A 13,104-nucleotide genomic window follows, 5' to 3' on the forward strand; every position below is an offset into this window, starting at 1 on the left:
CTTAAAAGGTAAAAACTGCGGCTTAGGTCCAGTAGGTTTTCCCAGACAGGTACCGAGTGTTGCCACTCTGGCGGTTCCCCTTTAAACCCGTCTTAGCGCAGTCACCCAACGCTAGACTGGATTGCCACTTAGTCCACACTATAATCCCTTTTAAACGTCCTTCTGGAACAGTCTAGGAGATTTCCTCAACAACCCTTAACCGTTTCCTAGCCTCTTTTGCAGTACGAATTTCATACAGAATAACATGTTCTTAACTAGTGGCCATCCAGACAAGAACACTTTGTTGCCCGTAATCCCCTTCGCACCACTCAAGGCAGGCTACGCTATGAATAAGGATTTCCCCAACCCTTATTACATAGGTTCATACCCCATTCCATACTTCATTCTTGGCTAAGAATAAAATACAGAGATGGGCCTCCGCGGAAGAAGGGTCGTCGCCCACATGCCTTTGTGGATCGCCCTTCAACCTTAACTCCCAGCATCAACCCAAGGCTGGGCGCCTCAAGCCGACACAAGGAACTTCATCGATGTGCCCTTTGGCGGATTTTTAGGCCCGCCTTCAGAAACGGAGGATTGACTAGAATACTGCACCACCCCATTGACTTACTTTAAATATAACATGTTTCTTGCTTTTTCACAATATCATTACTGGTTTCGCTCACTTAAATAACTACTTATCAAAGCCAAATCGGTATTTTCTAATCCGACTTTCTGCAAGCATCTTACTGCCTCTTTTACATATTTCGTTTTATATTGTTTCGCTCCTTCTAACCCAAGTATGCTTGGATATGTGCTTTTTTCATTATCAACATCACTGCCTACGCGTTTGCCGATTATTTCCTGATCCCCTTCGATATCTAAAATATCATCTTGAATTTGAAATATGATACCAAGGCAATCACCAAATTCCTTTAAAATCTCCATTTTGCTAGGTGACACTCCTGCTAAGAAACCACCAATTTCTACTGCGAATGAAATAAGTCTCCCTGTTTTTAAATGATGGATTCTTTCCAAATCAGAAATCGATATCTTTCGATGTTCTGCTTCCATATCTAAATATTGCCCGGCAACCATTCCTTCTAAACCACTTGCTCTCGATAACTTGGTTACGATGCTGACTTTTTCTTGATCCGTATACAAGTCTGAAGTAGTAATGACATGAAAGCTGTTTGTGAGCAATCCATCTCCTGCTAAAATAGCGGTTGCTTCGCCATACTTTTTGTGATTAGTAAGTTGTCCTCTGCGATATGTGTCATCGTCCATTGCAGGGAGATCATCATGTATCAGGGAATACGTGTGTATCATTTCTAAAGCTACTGCAGCAGGATATACCTTCTCAGGATCTCCACCAAGTCCTGTACAAGTTAATTTCATCAAAAGCGGACGTAACCTCTTTCCCCCCGCTTCAATGGAATATAGAACAGATTCTCTTAAGTGATCAGGTATGTCTAATGTAGTAATATAAGAAGTTAAAGCACTATTTAATTTTTGTTGCTCTTTATCTAATAAATTTTGCAATGATTGATCCACTTAATTTTCCTCCTGGATTTCGAAACTAGAACGTGCGTCGTCCTCACGTAATATTTCTTTCATTTGTTTCTCGGCACTTACTAATTTATCATGACATATTTTCGATAGTTTGGAACCTTCTGCATAATACTCCATTGCTTTTTCTAACGGAACTTCCCCTTCCTCCATCTTGTTGACAATCGATTCTAATTGTTCTAACGCTTCTTCAAATGATAGTTCCTTCTTTGTTTCACTCATGTATTCTCTCCCTTTCTAATTTCTTGTGCTCGACATTCTACAAAACCATCTGACAATTGGATGGTTAATAAATCATCCTTTTCCACTTGTTTAATACCGCGAATAATATCATTTGCCTCAGAGTATGTTATCGAATAACCTCTACCCATAATCCTAGTTGGATTTAATAAATCTAATTGTGCTAAGCTCTTACCAAATAGATTTTTCTTCTGATCAACCTGTTGCTTGCTGGCTCGATATAAACGTTTTAATAAATGTTGTACATATTCGTTCTGATTTTCCAGCTGTTTGTTGATATGGAGGCGACGATAACGCTGATCCAAATATTTAAAATAGTCTTGTTTCAATTGAACGGTACGATGTAACTGTTTCGTCAACTGATCCACTGCCCGATCAAGCCTTTGTTCTTTTTCTTCTACTAATCGCCTAGGATATTTAAATACATATGAGCTTTCAATCGAATCCAATCTTTCACTAGAACGCTCGATTTTATTTCGAATATTGTTCTCTAAAAACTGACGTATCTTCTTAAGCTTGTCTAATAATTCTAATTGAGATGGCACTGCCATTTCAGCAGCTGCTGTAGGAGTTGGTGCACGTAAATCTGCCACCATATCACTAATGGTTACATCTGTTTCATGACCAACAGCAGATATTATCGGAAGTTCAGATTGAAAGATCGCTCTTGCAACTTCTTCTTCATTAAAACTCCACAACTCCTCTAAAGAACCTCCACCTCGTCCGACAATAATCAAATCAAGTTCATCGATCTGGTTTGCTTTTTTGACCCCATTTACGATAGAGGCTGCTGCCTGCTTTCCTTGTACTAATACAGGAATAATTAAAATTTTGGCAAGTGGATAGCGTCTTTCCATTGTTGTTAGTATATCACGTATAGCTGCCCCTGTTGGTGAAGTCAATACCGCAATATGCTGAGGATATTTTGGTAAAGTTTTTTTATGTATCGGATCAAATAGACCTTCTTTCAATAGTTTGTCTTTTAACTGTTCAAAAGCTAAATGAAGGGCACCAATTCCATCGGGCTGTAATTCCTGTATGTATAACTGATATTGACCTTGTAATTCAAAGACACTCACATAACCGGTAATTAAAACCTTCATACCATCCTCTGGTCGAAAAGAAAGAGCATGATTTTGTCTATGAAACATGACAGCACGAATACTAGCATGATCATCTTTAATAGTCATATACATATGACCTCTGGAATGGTGTTTAAAATTCGATATTTCTCCCCTTAACCAAATATGATTAAGATGTCTGTCAACATCAAACTTCTTTTTTATATATTTTGTTAGCGCGGTCACGGACAAATATTTATCTTCCACAACATCATCCCTTTTAATGAATTCTTTTGCAATAAAAGGTCATTCTAATGATAAGAATGACCTTTTATTTCCATATTAAAATACCTAAAGCTAGTTCACAAGTTAATTCTTATAGAGGTTGTCCAAAAGTCACCGAATAACCTGTGGCGCATCTTTCATTGATTTGTATTTATCTTGGCAACTTTTTAAACCACTACGCTTATAATAATCCGTTCGATTTTTTAGCGGATTTAATCGTATTATGCATTAGCATTGTTATCGTCATTGGGCCAACACCTTTTGGAACTGGTGTGATATAACTAGCTTTTTCTTTGGCAGAATCAAAGTCAACATCTCCTGTAAGTGAGCCATCTTCAATTCTGTTAACACCTACATCGATCACAATGGCACCTTGTTTTATATGATCACCACTGATAAAATGAGCTCTTCCAACCGCTACTATCAAAATATCGGCAGATGCTATGTATTGTTCCATATTTTTCGTGCGGGAATGACAATAGGTAACTGTTGCATTTTCACTCAACAGCAATTGCCCTACCGGTTTTCCTACAATATTACTTCTTCCAATGACAACCGCATGCTTACCTTCTAATGAAATATTTTTTGATTTCATCATTTGAATAATACCATAAGGTGTACATGGATAGAATGTATCTTTTCCAGTCATCATACGACCAATGCTTATCGGGTGAAAACCGTCGACATCTTTCTCAGGTGAAATCGCTTCAATGATGACTTCCTCATCTATGTGTGCAGGTAATGGTAACTGCACTAAGATTCCATGAACTGAATCTTTTTTATTTAGTGTATCTATAAGAGATAATAGTTCTGCTTGAGTAGTAGATTCTGGTAACTCAATTAATTCTGAATCAACTCCGACATAATCTGATGCTTTCTGTTTACCTCTGACGTAAGATTTGGAAGCCGGATCATCACCTATTAATACTACTGTTAAACCCGGAATAATCCCTTTGTCACGAAGGCCGGTTACTTCTTCCTTCATTTCATCTCTTAAAGATTGTGCTAACTCACTGCCATAAATAACTTCTGCTGACATAATAGCTCCCCCTTATTTTATCATTTTTGATAATACACCATTGATAAATTTTCCTGATTTATCATCACCGAAAATATGCGCAATCTCTATCGCTTCGTTGATTACCACACCTTCGGGTGCATCTTTTAAATAAAATAATTCATATACAGCCATACGAAGTAGCGTTCTTTCCACTAGGGCTACTCTTTCCAATGACCATTTCTCTAAATGACTTTTAATTCTTTCATCAATCTCTTGCTTGTACTCAGCAACTCCATGCACAATATTTAGTATGAATGGATCGTGTTCATTCTCATCTAATGTGTGTTCAACAGTAGTTGCCAAATCATATTCCTCAGTATCCAATGAAAATAAAATTTGTAATGCTTTCTCACGTGCAGTTCTTCGTTTCATGTACTTGTTCTTCTCCTTATCACGGTCATATTCTTCACCTTCAAATGATACCATGTTATCATTTGGAATGCCATTAAATCTTATCATTCCTCGACAGAAAATAAAGATACTAAGAAAAAACCAAGCATTTCCCCGGTTCTTATTCAAAACTAGATAACGACTGCGAAGTTGTGAAAATTTGTCTTGGCGTAGCTTCCTCCCATTCTGATTTAAGGTGAGTGCTAGCATTCGCTCCGGCAGAGTACTGCGCTTTCCATGGGCACGGCTTCAGCTTCCTCGGAAAGCAAAGATCACTTTCCTGCGGGATCTTCAGCTCGAGCTGTTCCCATAGGAGTCTCCGTACTCTGCCTCCGCTGTTTCTAATGGTCTAATTGTTGGAAAAATCTTCGGATATATAATCAAGGGAATTCTTCTCACTTATCCAAAATACTAATCAAAGCTGCGGAAAAATGCGACACTCCTGGGGGAATAGCGCGAGCCGAAGATCCACTTGGTGAAGTGATTTTCTTCACCAAGTTAGCTGAGGTCGTGCCCCCGGAAAGGGAGTATTTTTCCGCAGCGATGGTTATTCACTCATCAAAAAAAGAATGGAGGAGAGCAAATCCATATCCAAGTTACTTCGTAGTTTATGTATTCTGTCCTAATTTTATATTTTGAAGCTGAAAATGAATAAAAGTCCTATCAGAATATTCTGTAGGACCTTTATCCGGATATGTGTAGTATTAATCATTACTCATCTTTTTCATCATTAACCTGTTCCATATGAACACCTACGACATGCACGTTAACTTCTTTAATTTGAATGGCGGTCATATTTTCGATTGCCTGCCTTACATTTAATTGTATTTTCTCAGCGACAGTTGGAACAGAATGTCCATAATCCACGACAATGTAAACATCAACGGACACAGTATCTTCTATCAGCTCTACTTTAATTCCTTTACCATGTGCCTTTTTCCCTAATCGTTCTGCTACTCCTGTTGCAAAATTCCCTCTCATGCTTGATACACCTGATACTTCAGTAGTCGCTATACCAGCAATCACTTCTAATACATCAGGTGCGATTTCTACTTTTCCTAAAGGAGTAGATTCACTAACATTAAGTAATTGGTTTTCAGCCATGATAAACACCCCTTTTTGACTAAAATTAGTCTTGCTCTTCTTCCATTATACTATACTTTTCTAAAAATCTTGTATTAAAATCGCCATCAACAAATACAGGGTGTACCATCATTTTTCGATGGAATGGAATTGTAGTGTAAACACCTTCTACTACAAATTCATCCAGTGCGCGTTTCATCCGATCAACCGCTTCTTTTCTTGTCTTGCCATAAGTAATTAATTTCGCGATCATCGAATCGTAATATGGCGGGATTTGATAGCCTGGATATACCGCTGAGTCGACTCTAACTCCTAAACCACCTGGAGGTAAATACATTTCGATCTTACCCGCTGATGGCATAAAATCTTTTTCAGGATTTTCAGCGTTAATACGGCATTCCATTGCCCATCCGTTAAAAGTAATATCTTCCTGTTTGTAATTAAGTTCTTCATTATTAGCGATATGGAGTTGTTCCTTGATCAAATCCACACCTGTAACCATTTCGGTAACCGGATGTTCTACTTGGATACGAGTATTCATTTCCATAAAGTAAAATTTATTTTCTTTTTGATCAAAGATGAATTCAATTGTGCCTGCACCAGAATATTGAACGGCTTTCGCAGCTTTCACTGCCGCTTCTCCCATTTTCTTTCGCATATTCTCATCTATTGCTGGTGATGGTGTTTCTTCAATCAATTTTTGTAATCTTCTTTGAACCGAACAATCACGTTCACCAAGGTGTATTACATTACCATGATTATCTGCTAATACCTGAATTTCCACATGACGAAAATCTTCGATATATTTTTCTAAATACACTCCTGGGTTACCAAACGCTTTTTCCGCTTCATTCTGGGTTACACGAATACCTTTCAGTAACTCTTCCTCGGTGCGAGCTACACGAATACCTTTACCTCCACCACCGGCAGTAGCTTTAATAATAACCGGAAATCCGATTTCATTTGCCACCTTAAGTCCTTCTTCTTCATCCTCAATGATACCATTTGAACCAGGAACGACTGGAACCCCAGCTTCTCTCATCGTTTCTCTTGCTACATCTTTTGTACCCATTTTTTGAATAGCGTATGCACTAGGACCAACGAAAGTTATGTTACATGCATCACAGATCTCTGCAAAATCTGCGTTTTCTGATAAGAATCCATAACCAGGATGAATTGCATCCGTATCTGTTAATGTTGCAACACTCATAATATTAGTAAAGTTTAAATAACTATCCGTACTTAACTTCGGTCCGATACAATATGCTTCATCCGCTAATTGTACATGCAACGCATCACTATCGGCTTCTGAATATACTGCTACCGTTTCTATGTCCATTTCTTTCGCAGATCGAATGATTCTGACTGCTATTTCTCCACGGTTAGCAATTAACAGTTTCTTAATCACAATGTCATCCCCTTATGCCTTCTTAATTCGGAATAATGGTTGGCCATATTCCACTAATTCACCATTCTCTGCTAATATTTCAGTTATTGTTCCATTTACATCTGCTTCGATTTCATTAAATAATTTCATAGCTTCTACAATACATACAATGGAATCCTCATTTACTTGATCTCCAACCTGCACGTATACTGGTTTATCTGGTGATGGTGAACTATAGAATGTACCTACCATAGGTGAGACAATTTCATGATCGTAATCCGCATTTGATTGTGGTTCCTCTTTTGTTTCTGCTGCTTCTGTTAGTTCTGGTTTTGTAGTTGTTTCCGCTTTTGGCTGTGGTACGGTTTCTTGCTGTTGAACTACAGGTTGTGGAACTATATGTGTTTTAGCATCACCTGTATTTTTCTTCAGTTTAATCTTAGCACCGCTTGCCTCATAAGAGAATTCTTCAATAGTTGATTGATCTAATTTTTCAATTAATTGATTGATTTCTTGTATTGTTAACATGTTTGCACCCCTTCATCTTTTGTTACACTTAATAACAGGTACTAATAACTCCTTCTAACATTTTACGCAATAGATATAAAAACTGCAACCCATTGTTTTAATTATGACGAAACATCACAGTTAATTCAAATGGACTCCAAATAAAAATGCCCTCGAGAGTTCTCAAGGACAAGTTAACGCATATTTAAACGGAAGACAACGGATTTAGCTTGACTTATAATTGACTTCAATTTTTATTTCACCAAATTCATCTTTTGCTTGTTGAATGATTTCATTTGCTTCTGTTGCTGTAAGGCTGTCAGCTTGAACTGTTATAGCGAGATTATTGTCTGATACATTTCGAACAAGCACCTCTTCATAACCATTTGATTTTAGTGTTTCTTCCAAAATGTTTTCTTTTGTATTTAATGTATCTATTTTTTTCATAGCTTCATAAGCTTCATTCTTCTCATCAGAACTACTTTCACTTGAAGCAACAATATCTTCCAGTCTCTCTCTTTCTATACTTCTTTGATTGGTAATTTCTATACGGGCTGCAGTAAAAGATTGGTCAGAACTAGTCGATGATGTATTTAAGTTATCCGTTTCCGCTTCTTCTGTTCCTGCATCTTCTTCCATACTTGCTTCTTCAGTCTCCTCTAAAGTTGCATCATCCGTTAATTGGTCTAGATTGGATGATGATGTCGTTTGACCTTGCTCCTCATCAGCATCAAAATAGGCTAAATCCCCTTCCGTTGGTGCATTTAAATAATACACACTTAATACAATCATTAAACTTAACATCGTTAACAACCAAACAGTTTGCTTTTTTAACATCGTTTCCCCTCCTAATAAATCTATGAGTTTTTCGGCATAACCGAAACTCGGTGTGCCGGTACATCCAATACTTTGGACACTGCTTCTAATACCCATTTTTTAACTTCTAGGTTGTCCACGCCATCCGCAACTACCAGTACACCTCTCACTTGTGGTTTTTTAGTTTGGACTAATAATGGCGTTTCTTGTTCACCTTGACGAATGACGACAACGGTTTGTTCTCTTGTTTCATCATCAACTTTTCTTGTACCGCCATTTTGATCTGATTCATTTGTTATTTGTGAACCTATCACTAAGTTTTTCTCGTATACTCGTTCATTGGTAGCGTCTAAATTAACCATTACTTCAACTTCTGATATACCTGTTATTTTCTCAAGTAATTGGACTAAATCACTTTCATATGCAACCTCTAAATCACCTATCTTTGAAGTTGCATCAGATCCATTGGATTGGTTCCATGTTTCACTTTCCTCATCTTCTGATGATGACTCCATCATTCTTGGAGGATCGGTTAATTGATTATCTGGTTGATCAGAGCTGAAGATATTACTAATCAACAATATAAAAACTGCTATTAGCACCAACAAAGCAATATATTGCATCTTCGTTGGTTTCTTGTCCTTCATTTTTAAATTTGATAAAAACTTCTCTATCCATTTAGGCACCTTATTCCTCCTTCCATCCTATATGAATTATCTCGTCCTCTACTCCCCACTGATCAGCTAAGAAATGTTTTATTTCATTTGCATCATTTGGGGGAGATTCAGAAGTTTGAGGTAATGAGTCGCCAATTTGTATATTCACCTCTTCAACTTTGGCCGGATCATCATCCATCATCGCAAGTTGTACATATATACGCTCTAATTCATTTTCTTCAGAAGATGGATGACTAGCCCAATCTACTTCCATGTCTTCAATTTGATAATTGTACGTCTCCTGCAACTCCTCCTCTACTATATTTTCCATTTGGACAACCATCTCTTCTAATACATATGCAGATTGTATCTGTTCTATTTCACTTTTCTGCTGATTCATTCCATTTTCTATTTCGGATTCAACAGATGAAGCACTATTTGTTGGGATTATTTGATCCACCATTTGATTAACATTCACATTAAAAACAGATAACAATGGTTGCAGAATAATTAAAATGAGTAATAATCCTACTACTAATTTCACATATTGTTTTAATGTTGAACTGGGAAGAATAAGATCAACGATCATTGCTAGAATCATATAAATGATAATTTGTAATATCCAACTTGATAGGTACTCAATGATTCTCCCCTCCTATCTCACCATCATCGTTAAATTACTGGATATAATAAGAATTACTATTGTGAAGAAAAACATAAATGTAACTAATAATAGTGCAGCAAACAAGTAAAGGATATGTTTGCCGATAATATCCAAGCATTCTATAACTGGTCCATCACCAACGGGTTGTAAAATAGCTGTCGCCACTTTATACATTAAAGAGATGGTGAAAATTTTAATCGCCGGAAACAATACAATTCCGATTAAAACCACTACACCTATCATGCCGATGCCATTCTTAATTAAAATCGTTGCGCTTAACACTGTATCTGTTGCATCTGTAAAAATCCTGCCGATTACTGGGATGAAATTACCGGTTACAAACTTAGCTGTTTTCATCGCAATTCCATCTTGAATTGCGCTAGCAGCTCCTTGTACGGATATTACCCCAAGAAAAACTGTCAGTAAAATTCCCATTAAGCTAATAGCTATATTTTTGATTAAATTTGCTAATTTTGTTGCTTTATACTCGGTACTGATCGTGCTCACAATTTGAAGTATAGCTGAGATTAATATTAACGGTATAACAATTTTGGAAATGACAAATACACTTGTATGAATGAGAAAAATAATGATAGGGTGAAAAAACGAAATCGTAACGAGATGCCCAAGTGATGCTAATATACCTAGTAACATTGGCAACAAAGCAATCAGGAAATTTTGGGCCATTTCCACTGTATCAAGTACATAATTCGTTGCTAGTTGGAAACTTTGTAATGCCATAATAATCAACATTGTATAAACAATCGCATAGGCAACTTTACTAACGACTTGCTTTTCAAAAGCATTTTGTATGGTCTGCAAAACTAAACAAAATAATGTTAACAGCATTAATGTCCCCAGTAATTTACCATTCTCCACAATCTCATAAAAGAAGAAACGGAGAAACCCTTTCAACCATTCCTTTATTGAGAGGCTTCCTTCTCCTTTTATCATTGACCATAAATTTTCTTTATCAAGCTCTGGAAGTGCATCATTATATTGATCACCTAAATAATCCCAATATCCTTCAAGTTCGCTCCCTTCAATCATCTGTTGGTAAGCATCTGTTTGGTCAGTTACATCTGCTGCAAGTTGTATTGGGATAATAAAAAAGAAAAGCGCGATAATGATAGCAAGTTTTCTAGTAAAGCTCATGTATATCCTTCCTAACTATGTGATCGGAAAAATATTTATTATCGTTTCAATTAAAGATTTAAATATCGGAATAGCTAAAATGAGGATAAACACTTTTCCTATCATTTCTATTTTGACTGCTATCGATTCTAAACCAGCATCTTTTACAATGTTAGCTCCAATCTCTGTAATATAAGATATCCCTATAATTTGAAGTATGGTCTTAATATATATTTCATTAATGTTTGCCTGCTCACCTAAATAAGTAATAAGTTGAAGAATTCCTTGTACATATTGAATAACGAAGATGAAAAAATAGAGAATGGTTAAAACAATAATAAGAAACGCAATACTGGGCTGCTTGTCCTTTAATAATAAAAATAGTACGGATGCTATAATTCCTACACTGATTACTTCAAAGATTTCCATAAACCATTATCCTTTTAGGAAAAATACAGCTCTTATCTGCTGGAATAGATCCGAAATACTGTTAAGAACAAACAACAGAACAATGATAAAACCAACCAAGCTTACAAACTGAGCATATTCCTCTTTCCCCATTTGCTTTAATATAGTATGAATCATCGCAACGATAATTCCGATTCCTGCAATCTGAAATAAAACACTTGTATCTCCAATCACGTGATATCTCCTCTCTATAGCAAGAGTAAAACGATAAATGTACCAACCAGAAAGCCAATACTTCTTGACATTTTTCCATAGCGATGATTCTTCTCTTCAGCCTCTGTCAGTTTTCTTTCTAAATGGTTAATAGTTAAGCGAATATATTTTTGTTGTTGGGTAATGTCGTGCTGTCCCAAAGTTCTGCCAAATTGTTGAAGAATTTCTTTGTCTTCTAATTGGATCGGATGTTTTTGATAAAACTTATCCACATGGCTTTCCCATATTGGATAAAGCTGCTCTTTGTCTTCTTGAATATCCGCAGCAATATGCTGAAAGAGAACAGAAATCGGCTCTGGTATCTGATTTGCTACTGAAGTTAAAGATTCCTTAATAGTTGCTTGACTATAGACAATTTCAGCCTCTAGAATTTGCAGGGCATTCTTGAACATTCGAATGAATCTTGGTCGATTAGCAAGGTTTTTGGCATACTCATGTCCTGTCCAGGTTAAAGATCCTATGATAAATAAACACGCCAGAAGCCTGATCATAGTATCACTCTTCTTTGATAAAGAGGTTGTCCTTTATCATCCAGAATCTCTGTTACTTCTCCTGCTTGGTGTTGACTCGACAAGATAACAAATCGTTGAAAAATGTTTTTTTGTAATATCTTTTGAATCGTTGGTCGCCTGCTAATATCAGTTAACGATCTGCCGTGAACAGTACAAACTAATTGCACACCTGCATGAATCACTTCATCAATCGCTTCAGCATCCCGCTCACTTCCAATTTCATCAACAATAATGACATCTGGAGACATAGATCGAACAAACATCATCATTCCTTCCGCCTTCGGACAGCGATCTAATACATCAATTCTAGGAGCTAATAAATGCTGTGGGATACCATTAATGGAAGCACAAATTTCAGAGCGTTCATCGACAATAGCTGTTTTTAGTTCAAGCTTGGAACTGGCACTTGCACAATAATTGGCTAAATCTCTTAAAAATGTTGTTTTACCTGATTGTGGTGGACCTATGATTAGTGTATTTTGGATGGTATCTGTCATAAGGTAATGTAAATAGGGCTGAATAATACCGAATTGAGGCTTTGCAATCCTTATGTTGAAGGAACTAACATGGTGAATCGCCTTTACTTGTTTATTTTCTAAAATGACAGAACCTGAAATACCAATTCGATGACCACCTTGAATCGTTATAAAGCCATGCCTTAACTCTTCTTCAAGCCGATATAAAGAAAAGTCACTAATTTTGTTAAGAAACATTTTTGCATCCGACCGGCTGAAAAATGTCTGCTTTAACCACGTTACTCGCCTGCCATCATTTAACTCAACTGGTTGATTAACTCTTAGTCTAATTTCCTGTATATCTATATCTTCCTTTACCAGAAAAAAGTCAATTTGTTCAGAGATATGGCTCGGAAGTATTTTCAAAACACTCTCCATAAACATTGCCTCTTTTCCATAAGCTATTTCTATAAACATTCTATGCGAGTCACTAATAGATATAACCAAAGATAGACAAGTGTATATGAAAAACTTGACCAATCACCTAATTCTCAAAGCAAAAACCTTTGCTTTGTACCATGGGTTCATTAAAAAAAGAGTCGGACAACATGCCCCGACTCCGATTCTT

General features: G+C 36.7%; 16 protein-coding genes. All 16 read right to left on the minus strand.

The features are described 5' to 3' along the window. Window positions 1–645: 645 nt before the first annotated feature. The 16 genes from J5J03_RS07730 to spoIIIAA all read right to left on the minus strand — a co-directional run bounded on the left by J5J03_RS07730 (window position 646) and on the right by spoIIIAA (window position 12,914). Window positions 646–1,530 carry a polyprenyl synthetase family protein gene (locus J5J03_RS07730; RefSeq protein ID WP_208588302.1) on the minus strand — a complete coding sequence of 295 codons (885 nt, stop codon included), beginning with the start codon at window positions 1,528–1,530 and terminating at the stop codon, window positions 646–648. Then, window positions 1,531–1,767: an exodeoxyribonuclease VII small subunit gene (gene xseB, locus J5J03_RS07735; protein ID WP_208588311.1), complete on the minus strand. Its 237-nt coding sequence runs from the start codon at window positions 1,765–1,767 to the stop codon at window positions 1,531–1,533. Further along, complete coding sequence (gene xseA / locus J5J03_RS07740) at window positions 1,764–3,113, minus strand: exodeoxyribonuclease VII large subunit (RefSeq protein ID WP_208588312.1); 1,350 nt, start codon at window positions 3,111–3,113, stop codon at window positions 1,764–1,766. The genes xseB and xseA overlap by 4 nt, the downstream gene beginning before the upstream one ends. A gap of 199 nt (window positions 3,114–3,312) precedes the next feature. Beyond that, window positions 3,313–4,170 (minus strand): bifunctional methylenetetrahydrofolate dehydrogenase/methenyltetrahydrofolate cyclohydrolase FolD, encoded by an 858-nt coding sequence (folD, locus tag J5J03_RS07745; RefSeq protein WP_208588314.1) that lies wholly within the window; start codon window positions 4,168–4,170, stop codon window positions 3,313–3,315. Between the two features lie 12 nt (window positions 4,171–4,182). Beyond that, on the minus strand, window positions 4,183–4,563 hold the full coding sequence (gene nusB / locus J5J03_RS07750; protein ID WP_208588316.1) for a transcription antitermination factor NusB: 381 nt from the start codon (window positions 4,561–4,563) through the stop codon (window positions 4,183–4,185). Between the two features lie 729 nt (window positions 4,564–5,292). Further along, a complete protein-coding gene (locus tag J5J03_RS07755) occupies window positions 5,293–5,685 on the minus strand; it encodes an Asp23/Gls24 family envelope stress response protein (protein ID WP_208588318.1) in 393 nt (130 codons plus the stop codon). Between the two features lie 25 nt (window positions 5,686–5,710). After that, window positions 5,711–7,072, minus strand: coding sequence for an acetyl-CoA carboxylase biotin carboxylase subunit (gene accC / locus J5J03_RS07760; RefSeq protein WP_208588320.1), 1,362 nt, complete (start codon window positions 7,070–7,072; stop codon window positions 5,711–5,713). Window positions 7,073–7,084: 12 nt separating this feature from the next. Then, entirely contained in the window at window positions 7,085–7,579 is a 495-nt protein-coding gene (accB, locus tag J5J03_RS07765; protein WP_208588322.1) for an acetyl-CoA carboxylase biotin carboxyl carrier protein, read from the minus strand. A gap of 204 nt (window positions 7,580–7,783) precedes the next feature. Continuing rightward, window positions 7,784–8,395 carry a SpoIIIAH-like family protein gene (locus tag J5J03_RS07770; protein WP_208588324.1) on the minus strand — a complete coding sequence of 204 codons (612 nt, stop codon included), beginning with the start codon at window positions 8,393–8,395 and terminating at the stop codon, window positions 7,784–7,786. A gap of 20 nt (window positions 8,396–8,415) precedes the next feature. Next, on the minus strand, window positions 8,416–9,060 hold the full coding sequence (gene spoIIIAG, locus J5J03_RS07775) for a stage III sporulation protein AG (RefSeq protein ID WP_208588326.1): 645 nt from the start codon (window positions 9,058–9,060) through the stop codon (window positions 8,416–8,418). A gap of 1 nt (window position 9,061) precedes the next feature. Next, a complete protein-coding gene (spoIIIAF, locus tag J5J03_RS07780) occupies window positions 9,062–9,676 on the minus strand; it encodes a stage III sporulation protein AF (RefSeq protein ID WP_331460453.1) in 615 nt (204 codons plus the stop codon). A 9-nt stretch (window positions 9,677–9,685) separates the two neighbouring features. Then, the gene (gene spoIIIAE, locus J5J03_RS07785) at window positions 9,686–10,849 is read right to left on the minus strand and encodes a stage III sporulation protein AE (protein WP_208588341.1); all 1,164 of its coding nucleotides are present in this window, start codon (window positions 10,847–10,849) and stop codon (window positions 9,686–9,688) included. A 15-nt stretch (window positions 10,850–10,864) separates the two neighbouring features. Then, window positions 10,865–11,257, minus strand: a complete 393-nt coding sequence (gene spoIIIAD, locus J5J03_RS07790; protein WP_208588354.1) for a stage III sporulation protein AD — start codon at window positions 11,255–11,257, stop codon at window positions 10,865–10,867. 6 nt (window positions 11,258–11,263) lie between these two features. Then, entirely contained in the window at window positions 11,264–11,470 is a 207-nt protein-coding gene (gene spoIIIAC, locus J5J03_RS07795) for a stage III sporulation protein AC (RefSeq protein WP_018934528.1), read from the minus strand. Between the two features lie 14 nt (window positions 11,471–11,484). Next, the gene (gene spoIIIAB, locus J5J03_RS07800) at window positions 11,485–12,000 is read right to left on the minus strand and encodes a stage III sporulation protein SpoIIIAB (RefSeq protein WP_208588363.1); all 516 of its coding nucleotides are present in this window, start codon (window positions 11,998–12,000) and stop codon (window positions 11,485–11,487) included. Further along, window positions 11,997–12,914, minus strand: coding sequence for a stage III sporulation protein AA (spoIIIAA, locus tag J5J03_RS07805; RefSeq protein ID WP_208588370.1), 918 nt, complete (start codon window positions 12,912–12,914; stop codon window positions 11,997–11,999). Before spoIIIAA ends, spoIIIAB begins: the two co-directional genes overlap by 4 nt. Window positions 12,915–13,104: the final 190 nt, after the last annotated feature.

It is taken from the genome of Gracilibacillus suaedae (assembly GCF_017599345.1).
GTDB lineage: Bacteria > Bacillota > Bacilli > Bacillales > Amphibacillaceae > Gracilibacillus > Gracilibacillus suaedae.